Annotated in this window: 21 protein-coding genes and 2 pseudogenes; 11 read left to right on the top strand and 12 right to left on the bottom strand. The window is 70.6% G+C overall.

The window, feature by feature from the left end; translation table 11 throughout:
* Complete coding sequence (locus ACH4YP_RS08370) at positions 1-1,458, top strand: peptidoglycan D,D-transpeptidase FtsI family protein (protein ID WP_398490044.1); 1,458 nt, start codon at positions 1-3, stop codon at positions 1,456-1,458.
* A gap of 57 nt (positions 1,459-1,515) precedes the next feature.
* Positions 1,516-2,037: a DUF3291 domain-containing protein gene (locus ACH4YP_RS08365; RefSeq protein ID WP_361055068.1), complete on the top strand. Its 522-nt coding sequence runs from the start codon at positions 1,516-1,518 to the stop codon at positions 2,035-2,037.
* A gap of 10 nt (positions 2,038-2,047) precedes the next feature.
* Here ACH4YP_RS08365 and ACH4YP_RS08360 read toward each other — a convergent pair whose 3' ends face one another.
* Positions 2,048-3,154: a ferritin-like domain-containing protein gene (locus tag ACH4YP_RS08360; RefSeq protein ID WP_398489899.1), complete on the bottom strand. Its 1,107-nt coding sequence runs from the start codon at positions 3,152-3,154 to the stop codon at positions 2,048-2,050.
* Positions 3,155-3,302: 148 nt separating this feature from the next.
* On the opposite strand from ACH4YP_RS08360, the gene ACH4YP_RS08355 reads away from it, so the two are divergent.
* Positions 3,303-4,232: a diiron oxygenase gene (locus tag ACH4YP_RS08355; protein WP_398489897.1), complete on the top strand. Its 930-nt coding sequence runs from the start codon at positions 3,303-3,305 to the stop codon at positions 4,230-4,232.
* An 86-nt stretch (positions 4,233-4,318) separates the two neighbouring features.
* On the opposite strand, the pseudogene ACH4YP_RS08350 reads toward ACH4YP_RS08355, so the two are convergent.
* The 4 genes and pseudogenes from ACH4YP_RS08350 to ACH4YP_RS08335 form a co-directional block, all read right to left on the bottom strand.
* Positions 4,319-4,450: pseudogene (locus tag ACH4YP_RS08350) on the bottom strand (LuxR C-terminal-related transcriptional regulator); the annotation flags it as partial.
* The gene (locus ACH4YP_RS08345) at positions 4,411-4,683 is read right to left on the bottom strand and encodes a hypothetical protein (protein WP_361055291.1); all 273 of its coding nucleotides are present in this window, start codon (positions 4,681-4,683) and stop codon (positions 4,411-4,413) included. The pseudogene ACH4YP_RS08350 and the gene ACH4YP_RS08345, both read right to left, overlap by 40 nt.
* 202 nt (positions 4,684-4,885) lie before the next feature.
* Positions 4,886-5,041 (bottom strand): hypothetical protein, encoded by a 156-nt coding sequence (locus ACH4YP_RS08340; protein ID WP_398489896.1) that lies wholly within the window; start codon positions 5,039-5,041, stop codon positions 4,886-4,888.
* A 21-nt stretch (positions 5,042-5,062) separates the two neighbouring features.
* Entirely contained in the window at positions 5,063-5,230 is a 168-nt protein-coding gene (locus ACH4YP_RS08335) for a hypothetical protein (protein WP_398489895.1), read from the bottom strand.
* Between the two features lie 77 nt (positions 5,231-5,307).
* Between ACH4YP_RS08335 and ACH4YP_RS08330 the strand changes: the two genes are divergently transcribed.
* The 6 genes and pseudogenes from ACH4YP_RS08330 to ACH4YP_RS08305 all read left to right on the top strand — a co-directional run bounded on the left by ACH4YP_RS08330 (position 5,308) and on the right by ACH4YP_RS08305 (position 8,776).
* Positions 5,308-5,478, top strand: a complete 171-nt coding sequence (locus ACH4YP_RS08330; RefSeq protein WP_398489893.1) for a hypothetical protein — start codon at positions 5,308-5,310, stop codon at positions 5,476-5,478.
* 178 nt (positions 5,479-5,656) lie between these two features.
* Positions 5,657-6,382 carry a helix-turn-helix domain-containing protein gene (locus tag ACH4YP_RS08325; protein WP_361069621.1) on the top strand — a complete coding sequence of 242 codons (726 nt, stop codon included), beginning with the start codon at positions 5,657-5,659 and terminating at the stop codon, positions 6,380-6,382.
* A 10-nt stretch (positions 6,383-6,392) separates the two neighbouring features.
* Entirely contained in the window at positions 6,393-6,731 is a 339-nt protein-coding gene (locus ACH4YP_RS08320) for a hypothetical protein (RefSeq protein WP_361069618.1), read from the top strand.
* A gap of 108 nt (positions 6,732-6,839) precedes the next feature.
* A complete protein-coding gene (locus ACH4YP_RS08315) occupies positions 6,840-8,117 on the top strand; it encodes an NlpC/P60 family protein (protein ID WP_398489891.1) in 1,278 nt (425 codons plus the stop codon).
* A gap of 177 nt (positions 8,118-8,294) precedes the next feature.
* Positions 8,295-8,405 (top strand): annotated as a pseudogene (locus ACH4YP_RS08310) (SDR family oxidoreductase); the annotation flags it as partial.
* Entirely contained in the window at positions 8,402-8,776 is a 375-nt protein-coding gene (locus ACH4YP_RS08305; RefSeq protein ID WP_398490042.1) for an SDR family NAD(P)-dependent oxidoreductase, read from the top strand. The pseudogene ACH4YP_RS08310 and the gene ACH4YP_RS08305, both read left to right, overlap by 4 nt.
* A gap of 170 nt (positions 8,777-8,946) precedes the next feature.
* Here the strand turns inward: ACH4YP_RS08305 and ACH4YP_RS08300 are convergent, their stop codons facing one another.
* Genes ACH4YP_RS08300 through ACH4YP_RS08280 form a run of 5 tightly spaced genes read right to left on the bottom strand, consistent with a single transcriptional unit; the run spans position 8,947 to position 14,684 of the window.
* Complete coding sequence (locus ACH4YP_RS08300) at positions 8,947-10,200, bottom strand: styrene monooxygenase/indole monooxygenase family protein (protein ID WP_361069612.1); 1,254 nt, start codon at positions 10,198-10,200, stop codon at positions 8,947-8,949.
* 36 nt (positions 10,201-10,236) lie between these two features.
* Positions 10,237-10,899: a GTP-binding protein gene (locus tag ACH4YP_RS08295; protein WP_398489890.1), complete on the bottom strand. Its 663-nt coding sequence runs from the start codon at positions 10,897-10,899 to the stop codon at positions 10,237-10,239.
* Positions 10,880-11,281, bottom strand: coding sequence for a DUF742 domain-containing protein (locus ACH4YP_RS08290; RefSeq protein WP_189838446.1), 402 nt, complete (start codon positions 11,279-11,281; stop codon positions 10,880-10,882). The genes ACH4YP_RS08295 and ACH4YP_RS08290 overlap by 20 nt, the downstream gene beginning before the upstream one ends.
* A gap of 5 nt (positions 11,282-11,286) precedes the next feature.
* Complete coding sequence (locus ACH4YP_RS08285; RefSeq protein ID WP_361069609.1) at positions 11,287-11,787, bottom strand: roadblock/LC7 domain-containing protein; 501 nt, start codon at positions 11,785-11,787, stop codon at positions 11,287-11,289.
* Positions 11,784-14,684: a nitrate- and nitrite sensing domain-containing protein gene (locus ACH4YP_RS08280; protein WP_398489888.1), complete on the bottom strand. Its 2,901-nt coding sequence runs from the start codon at positions 14,682-14,684 to the stop codon at positions 11,784-11,786. Before ACH4YP_RS08280 ends, ACH4YP_RS08285 begins: the two co-directional genes overlap by 4 nt.
* Before the next feature lie 368 nt (positions 14,685-15,052).
* Between ACH4YP_RS08280 and ACH4YP_RS08275 the strand changes: the two genes are divergently transcribed.
* On the top strand, positions 15,053-15,838 hold the full coding sequence (locus ACH4YP_RS08275; protein ID WP_361069603.1) for a protein phosphatase 2C domain-containing protein: 786 nt from the start codon (positions 15,053-15,055) through the stop codon (positions 15,836-15,838).
* A 114-nt stretch (positions 15,839-15,952) separates the two neighbouring features.
* Here the strand turns inward: ACH4YP_RS08275 and ACH4YP_RS08270 are convergent, their stop codons facing one another.
* Positions 15,953-16,459 (bottom strand): MarR family transcriptional regulator, encoded by a 507-nt coding sequence (locus tag ACH4YP_RS08270; protein ID WP_361069623.1) that lies wholly within the window; start codon positions 16,457-16,459, stop codon positions 15,953-15,955.
* Between the two features lie 430 nt (positions 16,460-16,889).
* Here ACH4YP_RS08270 and ACH4YP_RS08265 point away from each other — a divergent pair, with 430 nt between their 5' ends.
* Positions 16,890-17,012: a hypothetical protein gene (locus tag ACH4YP_RS08265; protein ID WP_361069601.1), complete on the top strand. Its 123-nt coding sequence runs from the start codon at positions 16,890-16,892 to the stop codon at positions 17,010-17,012.
* 107 nt (positions 17,013-17,119) lie between these two features.
* Here ACH4YP_RS08265 and lon read toward each other — a convergent pair whose 3' ends face one another.
* Positions 17,120-19,537, bottom strand: coding sequence for an endopeptidase La (lon, locus tag ACH4YP_RS08260; protein ID WP_398489887.1), 2,418 nt, complete (start codon positions 19,535-19,537; stop codon positions 17,120-17,122).
* Positions 19,538-19,612: the final 75 nt, after the last annotated feature.

Below are 19,612 nucleotides of genomic sequence, written 5' to 3'. Positions count from 1 at the left end.
ATGACCCGGTACATCCGGCACGCCGCCGCCTTCTGCGCCCTGCTGCTGCTCGCCCTCCTCGTCAACGCCACCCGCATCCAGCTCGTCCAGGCCCGCTCGTACGACGAGAACCCGGCCAACCGCCGTCACACGATCGCCCGTTACGGCCAGCCGCGCGGCGACATCCTCGTCGGCGGCAGGCCGGTCACCGGCTCCAAGGACTCCGGGGAGCAGTTCCGCTACGAACGGACGTACAGGAACGGCCCGTTGTACGCGCCCGTCACCGGCTTCGCCTCGCAGGTGTACGGGACGAACCTGCTGGAGGGCGCCGAGGACGACGTCCTGGCGGGCACCGACCCGCTGCTGTCGCCGCTCCCCCTGTGGAACGACCTCACCCGGGCCCGCAACCCCGGCGGTCACGTCGTCACGACCCTCGACCCGGCCGCGCAGGAGGCGGCGTTCGCGGGGCTCGGCGACCGGCGGGGCGCGGTGGCCGCGCTCGAACCGTCCACGGGCCGGATCCTGGCGCTGGTCTCCACCCCCTCCTACGACCCCGAGGAGCTCTCCGGGACGGACTCGGGGGTGGCCCGGGCGTGGACGCGGCTGAACCGGGCGGCCAACAAGCCGATGCTCAACCGGGCCGTGCGGCAGACGTATCCGCCCGGCTCGACCTTCAAGGTGGTCACCGCCGCGGCGGCCCTCGACGCGGGGGTGGTGGAGGACGTCGACGAGCCCACGAAGTCCCCCGACCCCTACCGGCTGCCGGGCAGTTCGGTCCGGCTGACGAACGAGGTCGAGGGCTGCCCGGACGCGTCCCTGCGGTACGCCTTCACCTGGTCGTGCAACACCGTGTTCGCCAAGCTGGGCGTGGACGTGGGGGTGACCGGCATGCGGGCGGGGGCGGCCGGATTCGGCTTCAACGAACGGCAGTTGAGAATCCCCTTCCGGGTGTCCCCCAGCACCTTCGACACCCGGGTGGACCAGGCGCAGCTCGCGCTCTCCTCCATCGGCCAGTACAACACCCGGGCGACACCGCTGCAGATGGCGATGGTCGCCGGGGCCGTCGCGAACAACGGCTCGGTGCGTACGCCCCATCTGGTGGAGCGGACGACCACGGACGACGGCGACACGGTGTCGGCCACCGGGCAGCGCACCCTCCACCAGGCCATGAACCCCGCCACCGCCGTGCGGCTGCGCGAGTTGATGACGGACGTGGTGGAGCGGGGCACCGGCAAGAACGCCGCCATCCCCGGCGCCACGGTCGGCGGCAAGTCCGGCACCGCCCAGCACGGCATCCACAACTCCGGTACGCCGTATGCCTGGTTCATCTCCTGGGCGAAGGCGGACGACGCGATGGGGCCGGCCGTGGCCGTCGCGGTCGTCGTCGAGGACGCGGAGGCCGACCGGGGTGACATCAGCGGGGGCGGGGACGCCGCGCCGATCGCACGGGCCGTGATGGAGGCGGTGCTTGCACCGTAATGTCCGCTTCGTGAGACGGGGGTGTTGTGCGATTCGGGGCCGACCTACCGTTCGGTCATGACTCAGCCCGCAGCCGCGTACGAACTCGCCCAGGTCAATATCGCCCGGCTCCAAGCCCCGCTGGACTCCCCGCGGTTGAAGGACTTCGTCGACGCGCTCGACCCGGTGAACGCGGTCGCCGACACCTCCGACGGTTTCGTCTGGCGTCTGCAGAGCGACTCGGGCAACGCGACGGACGTGGCCGTCTTCGGCGACGAGTGGCTGATCCTCAACATGTCGGTGTGGCGGGACACCAACGCCCTCACCGCCTTCATGTACCAGGGGCAGCACCGCGAGCTGCTGGCCCGGCGCAGGGAGTGGTTCGAGCGGGTCCAGGAGGCGATGACGGCCCTGTGGTGGGTGCCGGCGGGGCACCGGCCGACGGTCGCCGAGGCGGAGGAGCGGCTGCTGCATCTGCGGGCGCACGGGGCCACGGCGTACGCGTTCACGCTGCGGACGCCGTTCCCCGCCGGGGAGGCGGCGCCGACGGCCCTGTCCGAGGAGACCCGGGCCCTTCCCGACGTGGAGTGCCCTGTCTAGGTCTCCGCGTCTAGGACTCCGCGCCCGCCTCGATCGCCTGCTCCACCTCCGCGACCCGTGCCTTCTCCTCCGCGGCGAAGCGTTCCGCGTCCAGCTGTTCGGCGAGTTCCTCGTCCTGGGCCATGAGGAGGTCGAGGTTGGAGTTGCCCATGTCGAAGACGCCCATGTCGACGTAGGCCTGCTGGAGGCGTTTGCCCCACAGGCCGATGTCCTTGACGCAGGGGACGATGCGGGAGAACAGCAACTGGCGGAACAGCGCGAGGAATTCGGAGCGCTCGCTGTACTCCTCGGCCTCCGCCTTGGGGATGCCGAAGTTCTCCAGGACCTCCACCCCGCGCAGCCGGTCGCGCATCAGGTAGCAGCCCTCGATGACGAACTCCTCGCGTTCGCGGAGCTCGGCGTCGGTGAGCTGCTTGTAGTAGTCGCGCAGCGCCATCCGGCCGAAGGCCACGTGGCGGGCCTCGTCCTGCATGACGTACGCGAGGATCTGCTTGGGCAGCGGCTTGTCCGTGGTGTCCCTGATCATGCCGAACGCGGCCAGCGCCAGGCCCTCGATGAGGACCTGCATGCCGAGGTAGGGCATGTCCCAGCGGGAGTCGCGGAGGGTGTCGCCGAGGAGTGACCGCAGGTTGTCGTTGACCGGGTAGAGCATCCCGATCTTCTCGTGGAGGAAGCGGGCGTAGATCTCCGCGTGGCGGGCCTCGTCCATGGTCTGGGTCGCGGAGTAGAGCTTGGCGTCCAGGTCGGGCACGGACTCGACGATGCGGGCCGCGCAGACCATGGCCCCCTGCTCACCGTGCAGGAACTGGCTGAACTGCCATGACGCGAAGTGCTTGCGGAGTTCGCCCCTGTCGCGGTCGTTCATCCTCGCCCAGTGGGGCGTGCCGTGGATCGAGATCGACTCGTCGGGGGTGCCGAGCGGATCGTGCGGGTCCACCTCCAGGGCCCAGTCGATCCGTTTCTGGCCGTCCCACTGCTTGTCCTTGCCCTTCTGGTAGAGGGCCAGCAGCCGTTCGCGCCCTTCGTCGTACTCCCAGCTGAACCGTGCCGCGCCGGTCGCGGGCACCTGCCAGAGGGGGGCTCCGGGGTCATTGGCGTACAGGTCGTAGGTGGCCATGTTGCGCAGGCTCCTACGTAGTAGACGACGGGTCAACAAGTTGCGCGCGAGGGATTGACGGGCTTGCTGACAAGCAGTCTCATAAGAGGTGACCGCCGGTAACCCGGATTCTTTCCGCTGCTTTCGGTACGACGAGGTGGGCACAGCCATGACGACCGTGACGGAGGCCGAGGCACTGCGCGACGCGCTCGGCCTGCTCAAGGACCGGGAGCAGGTGGCCGAGCGGCTGCTCGACTCCTCCGCCAAGCACTCCTTCGACCCGGACAAGGAGCTGGACTGGGACGCGCCCTTCGAGGAGGGGAAGTGGTTCTGGCCGCCGGAGCTGGTGTCGTTGTACGGCACTCCGCTGTGGAAGCGGATGAGTGAGGAGCAGCGGATCCTGCTGTCGCGGCACGAGGCCGCCGCGCTCGCCTCGCTGGGCATCTGGTTCGAGATCATCCTGATGCAGCTGCTGGTGCGGCACATCTACGACAAGGCGGCGACGAGCGCCCATGTGCGCTACGCGCTGACCGAGATCGAGGACGAGTGCCGGCACTCGAAGATGTTCGCGCGGCTGATCGCGTCGGGCGGGACGCCGTGGTATCCGGTGAGCCGGGCCCATCAGAACCTCGGGCGCTTCTTCAAGACGGTGTCGACCACGCCGGGGTCGTTCACGGCGACGCTGCTGGGCGAGGAGGTCCTCGACTGGATGCAGCGGCTGACGTTCCCGGACGAGCGGGTGCAGACGTTGGTCCGGGGTGTGACACGGATCCACGTCGTGGAGGAGGCCCGGCACGTCCGGTACGCGCGGGAGGAACTGCGCCGGCAGATGATGACCGCGCCCCGGTGGTCGCAGGAGTTCACGCGAGTCACGTCCGGGGAGTTCGCGCGCGTCTTCTCCGTCGCCTTCGTCAATCCGGACGTGTACGAGAACGTGGGGCTCGACCGGCGTGAGGCGATGGCCCAGGTGAAGGCGAGCGGGCACCGGCGGGAGATCATGCAGACGGGCGCGAAGCGGTTGACCGACTTCCTGGACGACATCGGGGTCTTGCGGGGGGCGGGGCGAAGGCTTTGGCGGTCGTCGGGGCTGCTGGCCTGAGGGGTTGTCGGCGTGAGCGGTTGCCGGCGTGAGCGGTTGCCGGCCTGAGGGGGCGGCCACCTGCTTCCGGGTTCCGCTCGGCGGGCTCAGGGATAGAGGCCGGCCCGGAAGGCGAACGAGACGAGTTGCGCTCGATCACGTGCGCCGACCTTCGTCATGGCCCGCACCGCAAGGGTCTTCACGGTGAACGGCGACACGGACAGCTGGGCCCCGATCTCGTGACGGTGACCGAGAACAGCACGAGCACCGCCATCATCCACACCGACAGCGGGTCGTGGCCCACCGCGGTGACGGCGAAGGACGCCGCGCTCGTCACGACCAGTCCTGCCCACGGCATCCGCCACGAGAGGGCGACACCGCCACCGGCGAGGAGCGCGGAGAGGGCCGTCGGCCAGTCCGACCCCCGCAGGATCACCGCCACGATCTGGCCGGTGAGGACCAGCGCGGCCACCGAATAGGCGACGAGGTGCGGCGCCTCGGGACGGCGGGCCCGGTCCGGGCGATGGGGAGGGCAGAAATCGTTCGCTTCGAAGTGGATGGCGGAACTACTTCGTTCGAAGTACGCGGCCCCTCCCGAGGCCGCTGAGACTCCTCATCGAGGCGACCGTCTCACACGATCACCATCACGATCACAGAACGGGACACCCGATGACTCAGACCACCGTGCTTTCGAGTACGACCACGACCTCGACGACGCTCTCCGGGCTCCGATCGCTCCATCTGATCCGAGTCGCCTTCTCCCTGGTCTGAGTGGCACTCGTCGCCGCGACCTCGGCCTCGCTCGTGTCGACGGACGAGCCCACGGCCATCGCGGCCGTGCTGCTCGTCGTCTACCCCCTCTGGGACGTCGTCGCCACGCTCCTGGAGCGCCGCATGGCCGGCACCGGTTCCACGGACCGCGTCGGCACCACCAACATGGCTCTCGGCCTCGCCGCCACCGCCGGGATGGTCATCGCCGCCTTCTCCACCGTCGGGACGACCCTGCTCGTGTTCGGCATCTGGGCGCTCCTTTCCGGAGCGATCCAGCTGGTCGTGGCGATCCTGCGCCGGCGCACCCGTCGGTGCCCAGTGGCCCATGGTCATCAGCGGCGGCCTGTCCGTCCTCGCCGGTACCTCCTTCGCCACCATGTCCGCCTCGGCGACAAGCGGCCTGTCCACCCTGGCCGGCTACTCGGCCTTCGGCGCCTTCTGGTTCCTCGTCTCCGCCATCACCCTGAACATCCGCAGCCGACGCGAGAATCGTTGACCATCGCCCCGGGGAGCGTGGCGTCCGTGACCGGCTCCCGACCCACTCAGCCCCCACCCAGCCCGTCCGGCGTTTGAGGACGAGGCCGTTCAGGCCGATCAGCGGGGGTCTGGGGGCGCGGCCCCCAGGGATGGGACGGGTAGGGGCGGCGGGGGCGAGAAAGGTTACGCTGCGGGGCATGGCCTCGGACGTCCCCACACGCGCGTATCGACGGCTCAGCGTCGAGGAGCGCCGCAGCCAACTGCTCGACGCGGCATTGTCGTTGTTCGCGGTACGGCCCCCCGAGGACGTCTCCCTGGACGATGTCGCGGAAGCGGCGGGCGTCTCCCGACCCCTGGTGTACCGGTACTTCCCCGGCGGCAAGCAGCAGTTGTACGAAGCCGCGCTCAGGTCCGCCGCGGAAGAGCTGGAGCACTGTTTCGCCGAACCCCCGGAGGGCCCGCTCACCCAGCGCCTCTCCAACGCCCTGGACCGCTATCTCGCCTTCGTGGACGAGCACGACGCCGGATTCAGCGCGCTGCTCCAGGGCGGAAGCGTCGTCGAGACCTCCCGGACCACGGCCATCGTGGACGGCGTGCGACGGGCCGCCGCCGAGCACATCCTGGTTCATCTGGAGGTCGAGGAGCCGGCACCCCGGCTGCGGATGACCGTCCGGATGTGGATCACGGCGGTCGAGGCCGCCTCCCTGATCTGGCTGGACGAGGAGAAGGAACCCCCGCTGGACGAGCTGCGGGACTGGCTCGTGGAGCAGTTCGTCGCGTGCCTGGTGGCGGCCGCGGGGCGCGACGCCCAGACGGCCGGAGCCGTACGGGCCGCGCTGGCGATGGAGGCCGCGGACGGCCCGATGGGCGCATTCGCACGTGGCGTGCTGCCCGTCGTGAGTGACGCGGCGCACCTGCTGTGACACTGGCTGCGTGAAGAGCGAAGACACCCCCTTCGAAGGCGGCCCCCTGGACGGCCGGGTGCTGCCGGTCCTGCTCGGTGCGACCGGACACCCGCCGAAGGTGTACCGGGTCCCGGTCCCGGACAACGCCGGTGGCCCCCCGACCGTGCTCGTCTACCGGCGCGTACAGGCGGGGACCAGCAGGCGGCTCGCGCTGCACCAGGGGTGGAAGTACCAGTACGACCCCACGGACACGAGCGGCGGCAGGCTCCGGTGGCCGTGGTCCAAGCCGGAGGCCGAGCCCGACACCGCGGCGCGCATCAAGCCAGACGCCACGCCGGACGGCAAGTCGGACGACACCGACGAGTGACCTCGTTGGGCCGGATCGCCCACGCTCGCCGCGCGGGGTTCGCGCGCGCGTCTGACGCTCGTGGTGCGGAGGAGCGGAAGGGCCGCGCCCCGCACCGGAGGTGATGACGTGTCAGGAAGGCTTCTGCGGCTGGTCTGTACGGCGGCGATCGCGGCCGGCGCCGTCCTCGCACCCGGCCCGGCGGCGGCGGTGCCCGAGCCCGGCGAAAGCTCCGTACCCGAGCCGGGTGAGAGTTTCGTACCCGAGCCGGGCGCGAGCTTCGCACCCGAACCGGGCGAAAGCTTCGCGCCGGATTCCGTACCGGAAGGCGAGCCGTCCGTCGCCGAGTTGCTGACCGACCTCCAGCGGCTGTACCGGGAGGCCGAGGAGGCGACCGAGACGTACAACGCGACCGAGGAGAAGCTGAAGCGGCAGCGGAGCGAGGTCGCGAAGCTCAACGGGCGCCTCTCCGCGGCCCGGCTCTCGCTCCAGGGCAGCCGCGGCGCCGCGGGACGGCTCGCCCGGCAGCAGTACCAGGGCACGAGCGAGATCTCCTCGTACGTACGGCTGTTGCTCGCCCGCGACCCTCAACACGCGCTCGACCAGGGCCAGGTGATCCGGCAGGTCTCGCTGGAGCGCGCCGGAACGGTCGACCGGCTGGTGGTGGACGAGCGGAGGACCGACGGGCTGGCGCGGGAGGCCCGGCGCGCGCTGGACGAGCAACTCACCCTCGCCGAACGGCAGAAGAAGGACCGAGACCTCGTCGGGAAGCGGCTGAAGGACGTCGAGGAGCTGCTCGTCTCACTGAGCGCCGAACAGCTCGCCCGGGTGGCCGAGTTGGAGAAGTCGGGGGTGGCCGAGGCGCAGGACGAACTCGTGGCCTCGGGTGCGCTGAGCAGTGCGCAGCCGCCCTCCCGTGAGGGGGACCGGGCGCTGCGCCATGCCGTGGACCAGATCGGCAAGCCGTACGAGTGGGGCGCCGAGGGCCCGGACACGTACGACTGTTCCGGTCTCACGTCGGAGGCCTGGGGCAGCGCGGGACGTGCCATCCCCCGTACCAGCCAGGAGCAGTGGGCCCAGTTGCCTCGCGTGGAGCTGAGCGAGCTGCGGCCGGGGGACCTGGTCGTCTACTTCCCCGAGGCCACCCATGTCGCCCTGTACCTCGGCGACGGCATGGTCGTCCAGGCGCCGAGACCGGGAGCGACGGTCAAGGTGTCCCCCATCGCCGCCAACCCGATCCTGGGTGCGGTCCGCCCGGACACCGACGAGGAGCCGCTGCCGAGCTACACCCCGCCGCAGCTCCCCGAGGGCGCGACGGACGGTTCGGACGACGGCTACAGCTCGCCTTCCTACCCAGGGCCGCGGGGAACCGCGCGATCAGCCTCAGCCGACCCGCACCCGAGGTGAGAGCCCGGGCACCGTTCTCAGGAGGGCGGCCAGCTGCGCAGGGCGACGTCGGCCATCGCCTGGAGTTCGTCGCGGCCCACACCGCTCGCGGCCTGCACGGCCATGCCGTATCCCAGGGCGGTGACATAGCGGGCCAGTAGCCCCGGGTCCACCAACGGGGACGTCGGCGACGAGGCGCTCGGCGTGTACGAGGAGGTCGCCGCCGCCGTGGCCTTCTTCGCCTCCGACCGGAGCAGTTTCATCACCGGTTCGAGCCTGTACGTCGACGGCGGCCTGAACCAGATCTGAGTTCCGTCACCGCACGCATCCGGAGGTCGTTCGATGTCCGACAGCGATCTGCGCGCTTTCTACCTGCCTATGTCGAGCAGCTCAACGCCCACCGGCTCGGCGCTCGGTTCGTGCAACTCGACGTGACCGACGAGGCATCGATGAGCAACGCGCCGGCGACGATCGACTCGGCCGAGGGCCGGCTCGACGTCCTGGTGAACAACGCGGGCGTCCTCGGCAGCGAAGTCCTCAACGGCCCCGAACCCCACCGTGGTCAACGTTTCGAGCAGCCTCGGGTCGTTCTGGGCGGTGAACAACCCCGACCGGCCGGAGTTCAACATGCCCCATCAAGTTCAACGCGCTTGAGCCCGGCACCACCGCCACCGACATGACCGCGGCCCTCGGAGTCGGAAGGCCGGCGGTGGAAGAGAGCGCCGGCACCGTCGTCCGCCTGGCAACCCTCGACGCGGACGGTCCGACAGGAACTCTCCAGGACGAGAAGGGGAGTTGCGCTGGTAGCCGTGCGGGGACGAGCACGGCGGGGGGCAGCGCGACCGTCCCGTCAGGCTCCGGAGACCGAGGCGAGGTACGCGCCCGTCTTCTCCGGGTCGTAGAAGTAGTTCTCGAAGTCCGACGGGTCGTTGAAGCCGTTCGCGAAGCGGGCGGCGACCGGGGGGAGTTGGCCTGCCGCGCCGATCAGGTTGAGGACGTGCTCCGGCGGTGCGCCGAGCATCGCGTTGGTCCACTTGGTCACGTGCTGGGCCGTGTCCCAGTACCGCTCGAAGGTGTCCCGCATCCACGTCTCGTCGAACTCCTTCTCGCCGTGCGAGAGGATCGAGTCGAGGTACGAAGCGGCGCACTTCGAGGCCGAGTTGGAGCCCTGGCCGGTGATCGGGTCGTTGGCGACGACCACGTCGCCGACACCGAGGACCAGGCCGCCGCCGGGCAGCCGGCCGACGGGGTTGCGGACCGTGGGCGCGTAGCGTCCGGACAACGTGCCGCCGGCGTCGGTGAGTTCGACCTTGGTGGCCCGCGCGTACTCCCACGGCGTGAACCGCTCCATGAGTTCCAGGGTCAGGGAGAGGTGCTCGGCCGGGTCCTTGACGCCCTGGAAGGCGTCCAGGGGGCCGCCGGGTATGCCCTCCCAGAAGAGGATGTCCGCCCGGCCGGAGGTGGTGAGGGTGGGCATGACGAAGAGTTCGCCCACACCGGGGACGAGGTTGCAGCGGACCGCGTCATAGTCCGGGTGCTCCGGGCGCGGGCCCAGGCCGTGGACGTACGCGACGGCCAGCGCGCGCTGCGGCTCCGTGTACGGGGAGCGGGATGCGTCGCGGCCGAACATCGACACCAGTTCGCCCTTGCCGGCCGAGACGAGGACCAGGTCGTACGTACGGGAGAAGTAGTCGAGGTCGCCGACCGCCGCGCCGTGGATGACCAGTTGGCCGCCGCGCTGGGCGAAGGTCTCCATCCAGCCGGCCATCTTGACGCGCTGGTCGACGGACTGCGCGTACCCGTCGAGCTTGCCGACCCAGTCGATCACGCGCTGGGTCGGCCCGGGGTCGTGCGAGCCGGGGGCGGCGACCGAGACGCCGAGTCCTTCGATCTTCGGGGCCTGGGACTCCCAGAAGTTCACCTGGAGATCGCGCTCGTGCTGCAACGCCGTGTGGAACATGCACTGCGTCGACATGACGCGGCCGGTACGGATCTCGTCCGCCGTCCGGTTGGACATCAGGGTGACCTCGTACCCGTTCGACTGGAGTCCGAGGGCGAGCTGGAGTCCGGACTGGCCGGCTCCGACGACGAGTATCTTCCGCATGCCTGTCCTTCTCTGCGTACGTACGTCTTGTTCCGGTTATTCCGGGCTGACTTCGAGTGCGTGGCCGACGAGGGCCAGCAGGGTCTCGATCACCGAGAACCTGTGGCGCGCGTCCATGATCATGACAGGTATGCGCGGAGGGATCGTGAGGGCCTCGCGTACGTCCTCCGGCTCGTACGTCTCGCTGCCGTCGAAGTGGTTGACGGCGACGACGTACGGCAGCCCGCAGCTCTCGAAGTAGTCGAGCGCCGGGAAGCAGTCCTTGAGGCGGCGCGTGTCGGCGAGGACCACCGCGCCGATCGCCCCGCGCACCAGGTCGTCCCACATGAACCAGAACCGCTGCTGCCCCGGCGTGCCGAACAGGTACAGGACCAGGTCGTCGTCGAGCGTGATGCGGCCGAAGTCCATGGCCACGGTGGTGGTCAGCTTCTCCGGGGTCGAGCTGAGGTCGTCGGTGCCCTCGCTCGCCTCGGTCATCAGCGCCTCCGTCTGGAGGGGCGTGATCTCCGAGACGGCGGTGACGAGGGTGGTCTTGCCGACGCCGAAGCCGCCGGCCACCACTATCTTCGTGGCGATCGGGGCGCGCGTACGGTCCTTCTGCCAGGCCTTCAACTCATCGTCAGGCTCGATGAGTTGGGGAAACCCGGGGTATCGCGAGGCATCTGCGACGCGGGAGGCGTCAGAGACGACGGAGTCCACTCAGCACCCTTTCCAGCAGAGCGCGGTCCGGCTGTCCCGGGCCGTGACCTGTTCCGTACACACGGATCTTTCCCTGGTCCGCCAGGTCGCTGAGGAGCACCCGGACCACACCGAGCGGCATCTTCAGGAGGGCGGCGACCTCGGCCACCGTCCGCATCCGGCGGCAGAGTTCGACGATGGCCCGCATCTCCGGCATCACCCGGGTGGAGAGTGAACCGTTCTCCAGTTCCGGGCGCTCCGGCGAGGCTTCGAGCGCCGCCACGAACGTCTCGACGAGCAGGACGTGCCCGAAGCGCGTACGGCCGCCGGTGAGCGAGTACGGGCGTACGCGGGCAGGTTTCCGGTCGCCGCCGCGGACGGGGAGCCTGGGCGTGCCGCTCAGGTCGCTCACTTGGCCGCCTCCATCGTCGTGGCCTCGATCGACTGCCGCAGCTCGCTGCGGAGTTCGGGGGTCAGGACGTGTCCGGCACGGCCCACGAAGAGCGCCATGTGGTACGCGACGACGCTCATGTCGCAGTCCGGGGCGCCGTGCACACCGAGCAGCGAACCGTCGCTGATCGACATGATGAAAAGGCCGCCGTCCTCCATCGCGACCATCGTCTGCTTGACGCCGCCGCCGTCCATCAGCTTGGCGGCGCCGATGGCGAGGCTGCCGATGCCGGACACGATGGCCGCCAGGTCCGCCGCCGAGCCCCTGGGGCTCGTGAGTTTCTCCCTGCCGCGACGTGCCTGGGCGTTCCTCCCGGGGTCGGAGGACAGCAGCAGCAAACCGTCGGAGGAGACCACCGCGACCGACAGGAGCCCCGGCACCTCCTCGACGAGGTTCGTCAGCAGCCAGTGCAGATTGCGGGCTTCACTGCTCAGTCCGAAGGTACTGGGCGCGGTCAACTGCTTGCCTCCTCGACTGTGTCCCCCTTGGTTTCTACGGCATGTGCGGCGGGCTGCTGCAGCCCCGACGTCTGTTCGGCGATCTCCGCTTCGACGTCACGGCGGCCGTGGTTCGCACCGCTGTGGAAGCCGCCGAGCCTGCGGCGCAGGGCCTCGGCGTCCACGGACGAGTTGCGCGGCCGCGCCGCCGGGGCGGGCGCGGAGATCCTGGGCGTCCGCTTGGGCAGCCCCTTGTCGGTGACCGGCTCGTCCGGTTCCTGCGGTGTGTGCGATTCCTGCGGTTCGTTCGCTGTCTGCGGTTCGTACGCCGGCTGTGGCTGGTGCGGCGCGTCGGCGTCGGGGACGCGCTCGTGGGCGTCCGGGCCGATGGCGTACGGGTCGGTGCTCTTCTGGGCGGGGAGCGTGACGGACGGGGCGCCGGCTGCGGGTTCGCGGGATTCGGGGTCGCGGACGTCGGCTTCGGCGGGCTCGGCGGGGTCCTCGGCCGGCGGTACCGGCGCCATGAGCACCATGGTCGTCTCGGGACCGGTGGCGACGGGCTCGGTCGTGTCCGCGGACTGGGAGGACTGTTCCTCGTCCATGCCGCCCAGCGGGCTCGCGTCCTCGTGGGCTTCGCCGGTGTCCCGCAGGGACTCCTCCGCCGCCGCGATCAGCGGGTCGCGGTCCGAACGGGCGTACAGGACATTGGAGTTGACCTCGGCGTCCGCGCCCGGGAGGGAGAGCGCGGGAGCGGCGCCCGCCGTGCGAGCGGTGGTCGCGGAGGGGACGGCGACGGCGGGAGCGGCGGCGAGCAGGGACTTGGGCAGCACGACGACCGCCGTGATGCCGCCCTGCTTCTGCTCGCGCAACTGCACCCGTACGCCGTGCCGGTGGGCGAGCCGGGCCACCACGTACAGGCCGAGTCCGAGGCCCTCGCCGCTCTCCTGGTCGTACGCGTCCTCGGGGTCGAAGTCCGAGAGGCGGGCGTTGAGCTGGGTGAGCCGGTCGCCGGTCATGCCGATGCCCTCGTCCTGGACGGAGAGCATGACCTCGCCGCTCTCCAGGAGCCAGCCGGAGACCTCGACGGGCACGTCGGGCGGCGAGAACGACGAGGCGTTCTCCAGGAGTTCGGCCACCAGGTGGCTGATGTCGTCCGCGGCGAACCCGGCGAGGTGCGCGTGCGGCGGCAGCGCGGCGATCCGTACCCGCTCGTACCGCTCGATCTCGCTGACGGCGGCGCGTACGACGTCGACGAGCGGGACCGGGCCGGGGTGCTGGTGGCCGTGGTCGGCGCCCGCGAGGACCAGCAGGTTCTCGCTGTGTCGGCGCATGACGGTGGCGAAGTGGTCGAGCCGGAAGAGGGTGGCGAGCCGGTCGGGGTCCTGCTCGCGCTCCTCCAGGCCCTCGATGACGCCGAGTTGGCGCTCGACGAGGCCGAGCGTGCGCAGCGCGAGGTTGACGAAGGTGCCGTGGATGCTGGTGCGGACCTGCTCCAAGTGAGCGACGGCGTCCGCGAGTTCGGAGCGGAGACGGTCGCGCTCGTCGGCCATCTTCTGGCGCTTGCCGATGAGGTGCTTGCGGTCGTCCTCCAGGGCCGCCAGCCGCTCGTGGGCCGCGAGGGCGTGCGCGTGGAGCGTGTTGACGGAACGTACGACCTGGGCGAACTCGTCGTTGCGGCCGGTGAACTTGACCGGTTCCTCGGTGGCCGGTTCGGCGGCGAGGCGGGCCGAGCCGAGGCGCAGGACGGCCAGCGGGCGGGTGAGCGAGCGGGCCATGCCGGTGGCGACACCGACGGCGAGCAGCATCAGGGCGCCGAGGATGGCGATCCGGATCTCCAGCGCGGTGACGTCGTCGTCCCTCAACTGGGCGAGTTCCTTGGCCCGTTGGGTGTTGAGGGAGGCCTCGACGCCACGCATCTGCTCGACGCGGGCGGAGAGTGCGGCGTCCAGTTTCTTGCTGTCGGTGCCGAGTTGGGAGTCGGAGAGGGTGGGCCGGTTCGCCAGGCTCGCGAGGTACTTGTCGGCGGTGTTGACCTCGGCGCCGGTCACCGTGGAGTCGTACGAGGCGCGGTCGGTCTTCGGCGCGGTCTCGCGGAAGCCGGCGATCGCGGCCTGTTCGCGGACGTTGGCCTGCATGGCGGCGGCCGTGAGCGCGTTGCGCTGCTTGGTGCCGGCGGCGGTCGACGTGGTGCTCGTCGTGGGCAGGCCCGTGATCGGGTCGGTGGACGTCCGGGTGGACGTGGGGACGTTCAGGGCCGCGAGCAGGAGGCCGCGGGTCGCGGCGGCCTGCTGGACCCCGGTGTCGAGGTCGGCGAGGGCGTGCGCGCCGGCGCCCGCGCGGGGCGGGAGCTGCTCGGCCAGTTCCTCGGCGAGGCCGTGGAGTTCGGTGAGGGCGGCGGAGTACGCCTGATGCGCTTCGAGAGCGGTGCTCTTCCCGGTGAGCGCCGCTCGGCGCACGGTGGCGATGTCGTCGAGGGTCTCGACGAACGCGGCGGGGGCGTCCGCCTCGACGGCCGCCGCGCGGAGTTCGTCGACCTGCCGGTCGACGCGGGCGCTGCGGCCCTCGGAGGGGCCCTTGCCGTCGGGCCGGCCGGCCGCGACGTAGGAGGTGACCTCGTCGCGCTCGTCGGAGAGCGAGTGGGCGAGGGCCAGCGCGTCCTGGGTGCGTCCGGCGAGCGTCACCAGGTTCTGCGAGTCGTTCAGCTCGCTCGACGCTGCGATCACGGACGGGGCGCCGGCTCCGGCGATCGCGGCGGCCACGACGGCGACGGCGATGATCAGCCGACTGCGTACGTGCGCGGGGCGACCGCGGCCCGCGGGGTCCGGGGTGTTCTGTGCGGTCGGCGAGTTCGGCGTGTGCCCGGAGGCTTCACCCGAGGCCGACTGCCTGCCTTTGCGCCGAGGCCGCGTTTTCTGCACCGGTGCTCGCATTCTTGACTCGTGTCCCCATGGGCCCGGGTGACGATCCGTCAACTCGCGTGTCGTCCCGGTACGGCTCCCGACCCTCCCAGTGCCGGTGGGCAGTGGTCGCGCATCGCCTGACCCGCCACACGAAGGAGTGAACATCCCCGAGGAGCGGACCGGCAAGTTCCCGTGGCGCGTGCGACACCCTTGCGCGGCGGGCCGGTTGGACGTCCACGGCGACCGGTGGCAAGATGCGCCGCCACGCTTCACCGGACTCGGTGATTCCACCTCAAAACAGGCGCCTGACCTGCCTGTCAGGGGCAATTCGGCGACGGTTGCCAGCCTTTGGCGAAGCTTGTGAAGGGCTCGTGCAGACTGGCCGAATGCGCTCGGAACTGATCTCGGTCCCCGGTGACCCCGCCCGCCCCGACGAGGACTACGCGTCGCTCGGACTTCCCGCCTCCGGACAGGGCGGTTCACTCGTCGTCCTGGACGGTGTGACGCCGCCGTCCGCCGACTACGCCTGTCTGCATTCCGTCCCTTGGTTCACGGCCCGCCTGGGCGGATCCCTGCACGAACTGTCCGTTTCACGGCGGGATCTGACGCTGCCCGAGGTGCTCGCGCAGGCCATCCTGCGTACCGCCGACGCCCATCGAGCCACCTGTGACCTTTCTCACCCACGCACCCCACAGGCGACCGTCGTCCTGGCCCGCTGGTCGCCCGAATCCGTCGAGTACCTGGTCCTCTCGGACTCGGCCCTCCTCGTGGAATCCCCCACCGGCGAGGTCACCCCGCTCCTCGACGACCGCCTGTCCCGAGTCCCCCGCGCCACCCTGACCTCCCACACCGCCACGGACGCCACCCTCCGCAACAAGGAGGGCGGCTTCTTCACGGCAGCGTCGGACCCCTCGGTGGCGTCGCGAGCGGTGACGGGCACCCTCCCCCGCCCCGACGTCCGCGCCCTGGCCGCCCTCACCGACGGCGCGACCCGCTGGACGGACAAGTTCCACGAGGGCGACTGGGCGGACCTGTTCGCCCTGGTCCGCAAGGAGGGCGGCCAGGCACTCGTCGACCGCGTACGGGCACTGGAACTGGCGGATACGGAGCGGGTGTTCCTGGGCAGGTCGAAACAACATGACGACGCGACGGTGGCGTACGTGGAGTTGTAGGCGAGGGCGTCCCTTCAGCGGCGGGGGGCTGTGGCATCTGCGGCTCCGCCGCGGGGCGCGCTCAGCCCCACGACCCGCACGTCACCACCGGCCGGCCGGCCGTCCAGCCGAGCGTTACCCCTCAACCCCCCGGTTCAGCCGATGCAACAACCGCGCCAGCTCGGCCACTTCCTTCCGGTCCCAGCTGGCGAGCTCCTGTACGTACCGCGCCCGCCGGGCATCGCGCACGGCGCGAAACCGCACCCGCCCCTCCTCCGTGAGATGAACGAGCCAGGCCCGCCCGTCCGCGGGATCCGGCTCGCGGGCGACGACGCCCATCTCCTCCAGCGCCCGCAGCTGCCGCGACATCGTGGCCTTGCCGACGCCGATATAGGCGGCGAGCTCCGTGGCCCGCTGCCGGCCGATCTCCTCCAGCCGCACGAGAAGTCCGTACGCGGAGGACTCCAGGTCGGGATGGACCTCCCGGACCATCTCGCCGGAGGAGGCGCGGGCACGCCGCAGCAGGAGGGTCAGCTCACGTTCCAGGGCGAGGAACTCCTGGTCCCTCCCGCCCTGGTCCACGCCACTCGCCGGGGCGCCGGATTTCGTCCGGTGCCCTTCGCCGTTTCCGTCCTCGTGCACGTCAGCACCCATGACCCGGTTTCCCGATCGTGAAAGTTTCCGCCAAAGACCGCCATTGCCGCAGCTGGGCCAGTATTTCGCAGGAATAGACCAACGGCGGCCTCCGGCCCCTCTTTCCGCCCGGTCGTCACGGCGCGCAGCTTCACTGACAGGCACCCGATGGCATGCCCACGCCACTACCACATCGAGCACTCCGCGAGCGCGTTGCCCCACCTTCGCGCACGCTCCCGCGCCTTCGAGCACGTTCCGGTACTTCGAGCACGTCGAGCCTTCGGAGGCACGCAATGCCCGTGCACAGATCCCGATTACCGCTCGCAGCCCTGATCTCCCTCGTCTCTCTCCTCGTCTCTCTCCTCGTCTCTCTCCTCCTCCTCTCACTCTCCCGTTCCCGGCCCAGGCGGCCGACGTCCCGCCCCGGGGCTCCGCCCACATGGGCATGGGCGTCATCCCGCACGACGGCCAGGGCGGTCTGCCGACCCCCGGTGACGCCACGCAGACGGACGACAAGTTCAACGGGGCCCTGGACCGGGTGGCGGCGCCGGCCAACGGCTGAGCGCCGCGCCCTTTGCACGTACGTCTCGCCCAGACCTCGTACGTACGCGGAAGGCCCGAACCCCTCGAAAAGAGGGACCCGGGCCTTGCGTTACCGGTGGACGCCCGTCACGCCGCCACCGGAACCTCCGTCGCCGCGCCGTTCGTCGCCGGGGCGAGGGCCAGTTCGAGGACCTGGCGGACGTCCGTGACGGCGTGGACGTCGAGCTTCTCCAGGACCTCGGCCGGGACGTCGTCCAGGTCGGCCTCGTTGCGCTTCGGGATGATCACGGTGGTGACCCCGGCCCGGTGCGCGACGAGCAGCTTCTGCTTGACTCCGCCGATCGGGAGCACCCGGCCGGTGAGCGAGACCTCACCCGTCATGGCCACGTCCGTACGGACCAGCCGGCCGGACAGGAGCGAGGCGAGGGCCGTCGTCATGGTGACACCGGCGCTCGGGCCGTCCTTGGGGACCGCGCCGGCCGGGAAGTGGATGTGCGCACCCCGGTCCTTCAGGTCGCCCACGGGCAGTTCGAGTTCGGCTCCGTGGCTCCGCAGGAAGGAGAGCGCGATCTGTGCCGACTCCTTCATGACGTCACCGAGCTGTCCGGTCAGGGTCAGACCCGACGCGCCCGTCTCGGGGTCGGCCAGCGACGCCTCCACGAAGAGGACGTCACCGCCCGCGCCCGTGACCGCTAGTCCGGTCGCCACGCCCGGCACCGCCGTGCGGCGGTCGGCCGGGTCCGTGGCGGACTCGGGCACGTGGTGCGGCCGGCCGATCAGCGCGCGCAGATCGTCGGCGCCGACCGTGAACGGCAGTTCCCGCTCGCCGAGTTCGTGCTGTGCCGCCACCTTTCGGAGCAGCCGTGCGACGGACCGCTCCAGGTTGCGTACGCCCGCCTCGCGCGTGTACTCGCCGGCCAGCTTGCGCAACGCGCTCTCGTCCAGGGTGACTTCGGCCTTCTCCAGACCGGCCCGCTCCAACTGACGCGGCAGCAGGTGGTCCCGGGCGATGACGACCTTCTCGTCCTCGGTGTAGCCGTCCAGGCGCACCAGCTCCATACGGTCGAGCAGCGCCTCCGGGATGGCCTCCAGCACGTTCGCCGTGGCGAGGAACACCACGTCGCTCAGGTCGAGTTCGACCTCCAGGTAGTGGTCCCGGAAGGTGTGGTTCTGCGCCGGGTCGAGGACTTCGAGCAGGGCCGCGGCAGGGTCGCCGCGGAAGTCGGAGCCCACCTTGTCGATCTCGTCCAGCAGGACCACCGGGTTCATGGACCCGGCCTCCTTGATGGCCCGCACGACACGGCCGGGCAGCGCGCCGACGTACGTACGCCGGTGGCCGCGGATCTCCGCCTCGTCCCGTACGCCGCCGAGGGCGACCCGGACGAACTTGCGGCCCATGGCGTGCGCGACGGACTCGCCGAGGCTGGTCTTGCCGACGCCGGGAGGTCCGACGAGCGCGAGCACGGCACCGCCGCGGCGGCCGCCCACGACACCCAGACCACGGTCGTTGCGCCGCTTGCGCACGGCCAGGTACTCGGTGATCCGCTCCTTCACGTCCTCCAGACCGGCGTGCTCGGCGTCCAGGATCGCCTTGGCGCCCTGGATGTCGTACTCGTCCTCGGTGCGCTCGTTCCAGGGCAGTTCGAGCACTGTGTCGAGCCAGGTGCGGATCCAGGAGCCCTCGGGCGACTGGTCGCTGGAGCGCTCCAGCTTCTCGACCTCCTTGAGCGCGGCCTCGCGGACCTTCTCGGGGAGGTCGGCGGCCTCGACGCGGGTCCGGTAGTCGTCGGACTCCTCGCCCTCCGCCTCGCCGTTCAGCTCGCGCAGCTCCTTGCGGACGGCCTCCAGCTGGCGCCGCAGCAGGAACTCCCGCTGCTGCTTGTCCACACCTTCCTGTACGTCCTTGGCGATGGACTCGGCGACATCCTGCTCGGCGAGGTGCTCGCGCAGCTGCTCGGTGGCGAGCTTCAGCCGGGCCACCGGGTCGGAGGTCTCCAGGAGCTCGACCTTCTGGGCGGTCGTGAGGAACGGCGAGTAGCCGGAGTTGTCGGCGAGCGCGGACACGTCGTCGATGGCCTGGACGCGGTCCACGACCTGCCAGGCGGCGCGCTTCTTCAGCCAGTTGGTGGCCAGCGCCTTGTACTCCTTGACCAGCTCGGTCACGGCACCGGGCAGCGGGTCGGGCACGGTCTCCTCGACCTGGACGCCCTCCACCCACAGAGCGGCTCCGGGGCCGGTCGTACCGGCGCCCACGCGCACCCGGCCGCGCCCGCGGATCAGGGCGCCGGGGTCGCCGTCGGCGAGGCGTCCGACCTGCTCGACCGTGCCCAGCACACCCGTGTTCGCGTACGTCCCGTCGATCCGCGGAACAAGCAGCACCCTCGGCTTGCTTCCTCCACTGGACCGCGCGGCGGCCTGTGCGGCCTCCACCGCGGCGCGTACGTCGGCGTCGTTGAGGTCCAGGGGCACCACCATGCCGGGCAGCACGACCTCGTCGTCGAGCGGCAGCACGGGCAGAGTGAGCGGTTCGGACGTCAAAGTCATGATCTCCCCTTCGGCATTCAAGTTGAGCTATGCCGACTCAATGCATGTGAGCCCTCGATTGTTCCCCTGGCGCTG

This window comes from Streptomyces sp. NPDC020747 (assembly GCF_044334695.1).
Taxonomy (GTDB): domain Bacteria; phylum Actinomycetota; class Actinomycetes; order Streptomycetales; family Streptomycetaceae; genus Streptomyces.
This window is presented reverse-complemented; position numbering and strand designations above follow the sequence as displayed.

Coding starts and splice junctions, on each gene's coding strand:
- ACH4YP_RS08335 (WP_398489895.1), bottom strand. CDS start 5,230: ATGCCGAACACGAGCAGGGTCGTCCCGACGGTGGAGAAGGCGGCGATG.
- ACH4YP_RS08265 (WP_361069601.1), top strand. CDS start 16,890: ATGGGCATGGGCGTCATCCCGCACGACGGCCAGGGCGGTCTGCCGACC.
- lon (WP_398489887.1), bottom strand. CDS start 19,537: ATGACTTTGACGTCCGAACCGCTCACTCTGCCCGTGCTGCCGCTCGAC.
- ACH4YP_RS08340 (WP_398489896.1), bottom strand. CDS start 5,041: ATGGCCGTGGGCTCGTCCGTCGACACGAGCGAGGCCGAGGTCGCGGCG.
- ACH4YP_RS08275 (WP_361069603.1), top strand. CDS start 15,053: ATGCGCTCGGAACTGATCTCGGTCCCCGGTGACCCCGCCCGCCCCGAC.
- ACH4YP_RS08325 (WP_361069621.1), top strand. CDS start 5,657: ATGGCCTCGGACGTCCCCACACGCGCGTATCGACGGCTCAGCGTCGAG.
- ACH4YP_RS08360 (WP_398489899.1), bottom strand. CDS start 3,154: ATGGCCACCTACGACCTGTACGCCAATGACCCCGGAGCCCCCCTCTGG.
- ACH4YP_RS08370 (WP_398490044.1), top strand. CDS start 1: ATGACCCGGTACATCCGGCACGCCGCCGCCTTCTGCGCCCTGCTGCTG.
- ACH4YP_RS08365 (WP_361055068.1), top strand. CDS start 1,516: ATGACTCAGCCCGCAGCCGCGTACGAACTCGCCCAGGTCAATATCGCC.
- ACH4YP_RS08355 (WP_398489897.1), top strand. CDS start 3,303: ATGACGACCGTGACGGAGGCCGAGGCACTGCGCGACGCGCTCGGCCTG.
- ACH4YP_RS08330 (WP_398489893.1), top strand. CDS start 5,308: ATGGTCATCAGCGGCGGCCTGTCCGTCCTCGCCGGTACCTCCTTCGCC.
- ACH4YP_RS08300 (WP_361069612.1), bottom strand. CDS start 10,200: ATGCGGAAGATACTCGTCGTCGGAGCCGGCCAGTCCGGACTCCAGCTC.